Origin of the sequence: Citrobacter sp. wls827 (assembly GCF_005280875.1) — a bacterium.
Taxonomy (GTDB): Bacteria; Pseudomonadota; Gammaproteobacteria; order Enterobacterales; family Enterobacteriaceae; genus Citrobacter; species Citrobacter youngae.
The window spans coordinates 2,528-7,432 of record NZ_SZWR01000010.1 but is presented as its reverse complement, the minus strand read 5'-3'; the positions used below and the strand labels follow the sequence as shown (position 1 = coordinate 7,432).

Annotated in this window: 3 protein-coding genes; all 3 read left to right on the top strand. The window is 52.7% G+C overall.

Going from position 1 to position 4,905, the window contains the following annotated elements; genetic code table 11:
* Nucleotides 1-56: 56 nt before the first annotated feature.
* The gene (gene tapT / locus FDX03_RS03420) at nt 57-755 is read left to right on the top strand and encodes a tRNA-uridine aminocarboxypropyltransferase (protein WP_048210879.1); all 699 of its coding nucleotides are present in this window, start codon (nt 57-59) and stop codon (nt 753-755) included.
* A 36-nt stretch (nt 756-791) separates the two neighbouring features.
* Nucleotides 792-3,452, top strand: a complete 2,661-nt coding sequence (gene pat, locus FDX03_RS03415; RefSeq protein WP_137345480.1) for a protein lysine acetyltransferase — start codon at nt 792-794, stop codon at nt 3,450-3,452.
* 114 nt (nt 3,453-3,566) lie between these two features.
* Nucleotides 3,567-4,905: CDP-diacylglycerol--serine O-phosphatidyltransferase (pssA, locus tag FDX03_RS03410; RefSeq protein ID WP_137345677.1), on the top strand; the 1,339-nt coding region annotated here is incomplete at its 3' end.

Genomic DNA, 4,905 nt, shown 5'->3' with positions numbered 1-4,905 from the left:
CATCTTGTGCCCCGTTTTGTCCTCTGAGACAATAGCATTTTTCAACGTGCTTCCCGATGACCAATAACGCCGTTCTCCAGTTACGTGCCGAGCGTCTTGCGCGCGCCACGCGCCCTTTTCTTGCCCGAGGTAATCGCATCCGTCGCTGTCAGCGCTGCCTGCTGCCGCTGAAACTGTGCCTGTGTGAAACGCTGACGCCAACTCAGGCGAAAAGCCGTTTTTGCCTGGTGATGTTTGATACCGAACCGATGAAGCCCAGCAATACCGGGCGTTTAATTGCCGATATCCTGCCCGAAACAACGGCTTTTCAGTGGTCACGCACCGAGCCACCGCAGGCGCTGCTTGAACTGGTGAAAAATCCGGATTATCAGCCGATGGTCGTATTCCCGGCATCTTATGCCGACGAGGGGCGTGAGGTCATTTTCACACCACCAGCCGGTAAACCACCGCTATTCATTATGCTTGATGGCACCTGGCCAGAAGCACGCAAAATGTTCCGCAAAAGCCCGTACCTTGATAACCTGCCGGTGATCTCCGTCGATTTATCACGCCTCTCCGCTTACCATCTGCGCGAAGTCCATGCCGAGGGGCAATATTGCACTGCCGAAGTGGCAATTGCTTTACTGGATCTGGCAGGTGATACGCAGGCAGCCGAAGGATTAGGTGAGCACTTCACGCGCTTTAAAACACGCTACCTGGCAGGAAAAACTCAACATCAGGGAAGCGTCACAGCAGACTCAACAGAAAGCGTTTAAAATCATTCGGTCACTGGAGTCATTAAGGAAGCCGATATGAGTCAACGTGGTCTGGAAGCGCTACTGCGACCGAAATCCATTGCGGTGATTGGGGCGTCAATGAAGCCTAATCGCGCGGGTTACCTGATGATGCGTAACCTGCTGGCAGGAGGGTTCAACGGCCCCGTTTTACCAGTGACCCCCGCCTGGAAAGCCGTGTTGGGCGTACTGGCCTGGCCCAATATCAACAGCCTGCCTTTTAGCCCCGATCTCGCTGTGTTGTGCACCAATGCCAGCCGTAACCTGGCATTACTCGAAGCGCTTGGCGAGAAAGGCTGTAAAACCTGCATTATTCTCTCGGCTCCCACGGCGCAACACGCGGAGCTGCTGGCCTGTGCATCACGCTACAACATACGTCTGCTGGGGCCTAACAGTCTGGGACTTCTCGCGCCCTGGCAGGGGCTTAACGCCAGCTTTTCCCCCGTCCCCATCAAGCGCGGCAAGCTGGCATTTATTTCCCAGTCGGCGGCGATTTCCAACACCATTCTGGACTGGGCGCAGCAGCGCGACATGGGTTTTTCCTGGTTTATCGCGCTGGGTGACAGCCTGGATATAGACGTTGATGAGTTGCTGGATTACCTGGCCCGCGACAGCAAAACCAGCGCGATATTGCTCTACCTCGAACATTTAAGCGATGCAAGGCGCTTTGTTTCCGCCGCCCGTAGCGCCTCGCGCAATAAACCTATTCTGGTGATTAAAAGCGGTCGTAGTCCCGCAGCACAGCGTTTACTGCATACCAGCGCCGGAATGGACCCGGCCTGGGATGCGGCGATTCAACGCGCTGGTTTATTGCGCGTTCAGGACACTCATGAGCTTTTCTCGGCAGTCGAAACCCTGAGCCACATGCGTCCGCTACGTGGCGACAGGCTGATGATCATCAGCAATGGAGCCGCTCCCGCGGCGCTGGCATTAGATGAACTGTGGTCGCGAAACGGTAAGCTGGCCGCGCTGAGTGAAGAAACCTGCCAGAAATTACGCGATGCCCTACCTGCTCACGTGGATATCGCCAACCCACTGGATCTGCGTGATGATGCCAGCAGCGAACATTACGTCAAGGCACTGGATATTTTACTCGCCAGTCAGGATTTCGACGCACTGATGGTGATTCACTCACCCAGCGCAGCCGCCCCCGGAACCGAAAGCGCGCAGGTGTTGATCGAAGCGGTAAAGCGTCATCCGCGCGGCAAGTTCGTCTCGTTGCTGACCAACTGGTGCGGCGAGTTTTCATCCCAGGAAGCCCGCAGGCTGTTTAGTGAAGCCGGATTACCCACCTATCGTACGCCGGAAGGCACTATCACTGCATTTATGCATATGGTGGAGTACCGGCGTAACCAGAAGCAACTGCGAGAAACACCAGCCCTACCCGATAGCCTGACCACTAACACCGCCGAAGCGCATAGTCTGTTACAGCAGGCGATTGCTGAGGGAGCGACATCGCTGGATACCCATGAAGTGCAGCCGATTTTACACGCCTATGGCTTACACACACTGCCGACATGGATCGCCAGCGACAGTGCGGAAGCCGTACATATCGCAGAACAAATCGGTTACCCGGTAGCACTGAAGCTGCGTTCTCCTGATATCCCGCATAAATCGGAAGTTCAGGGGGTAATGCTCTATCTGCGTACGGCAACAGAGGTGCAGCAGGCAGCCAATGCGATTTTTGATCGGGTAAAAATGGCCTGGCCGCAGGCGCGCATTCACGGTTTATTAGTACAAAGTATGGCAAATCGCGCTGGCGCTCAGGAACTGCGCGTCGTCGTTGAACATGACCCTGTGTTTGGCCCGTTGATTATGCTGGGCGAAGGCGGGGTTGAGTGGCGTCCAGACGAGCAAGCCGTGGTGGCCTTGCCGCCATTGAACATGAATCTGGCGCGTTATCTGGTGATCCAGGGGATCAAAAACAAAAAGATCCGCGCTCGCAGCGCACTACGGCCCTTAGATATTGCAGGTTTAAGCCAACTGTTGGTCCAGGTCTCCAACCTGATCGTCGATTGTCCGGAAATTCAGCGCCTGGATATCCATCCTCTACTGGCCTCTGCTGGGGAATTTACTGCACTGGACGTCACACTGGATATTGCCCCTTTCACGGGCGATAACGAAAGCAGGCTGGCGGTACGCCCTTATCCCCATCAGCTTGAAGAATGGGTGGAGTTGAAAAATGGCGATCGCTGCCTGTTCCGTCCCATTTTGCCGGAGGACGAGCCTCATCTGCAGCAGTTCATATCTCAGGTAACGAAAGAAGATCTTTATTATCGCTATTTCAGTGAGATAAACGAATTTACCCACGAAGATTTAGCCAATATGACACAGATCGACTACGATCGGGAAATGGCCTTTGTGGCAGTACGCTGTAAAGATAATCAGCAAGAGATCCTCGGCGTAACGAGGGCAATCTCGGATCCTGATAACGTTGACGCCGAGTTTGCCGTGCTGGTTCGTTCTGACCTCAAAGGGCTGGGCTTAGGTCGTCGGTTGATGGAAAAGTTGATTGCATACACCCGAGATCACGGACTTAGACGTTTAAATGGTATTACGATGCCAAACAATCGGGGGATGGTCGCCCTGGCCCGAAAACTCGGGTTTGATGTCGATGTCCAGCTCGAAGAGGGAATTGTTGGGCTAACGCTGAATCTGGCCCAATATGAGGAATCGTGAGTAAGGTACTGGAAATGTTGACCACATTAATGGGTACTGGTGGTATCATTGCCCGCTTATGTCGTCTGCAAAGCACAGAGGACCCTTCAATGAACAGAGAAGAAATGCACTGTGATGTTGTCAAAATTTAAGCGTAATAAACATCAACAACACCTTGCCCAACTACCTAAGATTTCTCAGTCAGTTGATGATGTAGATTTCTTTTATGCTCCCGCAAATTTCAGGGAGACTCTGCTGGAGAAAATAGCCAGCGCGACGCGACGGATCTGCATTATTGCGCTGTACCTGGAACAGGATGACGGCGGTAAAGGCATACTCGACGCGCTCTATGCGGCAAAGCGGCAGCGTCCTGAACTGGATATCCGGGTGCTTGTCGACTGGCATCGAGCCCAGCGTGGACGCATTGGTGTTGCGGCATCCAATACCAACGCTGACTGGTATTGCCGCATGGCGCAAGAAAATCCTGGTATCGATATCCCTGTCTACGGCGTGCCAATTAACACCCGTGAAGCGCTTGGTGTTCTGCATTTTAAAGGCTTTATCATTGATGATAGCGTCCTGTATAGCGGGGCCAGTCTGAACGATGTTTACTTACACCAACATGATAAATACCGCTATGACCGCTATCAGCTGATTCGCAACGCGAAGATGGCCGATATAATGTACGATTGGGTTACGCAGAATCTGATGAATGGGCGCGGCGTTAATCGTCTCGATGATATCCATCGTCCTAAAAGCCCGGAAATTAAAAATGATATCCGCCTGTACCGTCAGGAATTGCGCGATGCATCCTTCCATTTTCAGGGTGATGCGGATAACGAACAGCTTTCGGTCACGCCGCTGGTTGGGCTCGGAAAATCCAGTCTGTTAAATAAGACTATTTTCCACCTCATGCCCTGCGCGGAGCACAAACTCACCATTTGTACGCCTTATTTCAACCTACCAGCCATCCTGGTGCGCAATATCATTCAACTACTGCGTGAAGGGAAAAAGGTCGAAATCATTGTCGGTGATAAAACCGCCAACGACTTCTTCATTCCGGAAGATGAGCCATTCAAGATCATCGGTGCGCTGCCTTATCTGTATGAAATAAATCTGCGCCGTTTCCTGAGCAGACTGCAGTATTACGTGAATACCGACCAGTTGGTCGTGCGCTTATGGAAAGATGATGACAACACCTATCATCTGAAAGGCATGTGGGTTGATGATAAATGGATGCTGCTTACCGGCAATAATCTTAACCCCCGCGCCTGGCGGCTGGATTTGGAAAACGCCATTCTTATCCATGATCCCCAGCAGGAACTGACTCCTCAGCGTGATAAAGAGCTGGAGCTTATCCGCACGCACACCACCGTCGTGAAACACTATCGCGACCTGCAAAGTATTGCTGACTATCCAGTCAAAGTGCGTAAGCTCATTCGTCGACTACGCCGTATTCGTATCGACAGATTAA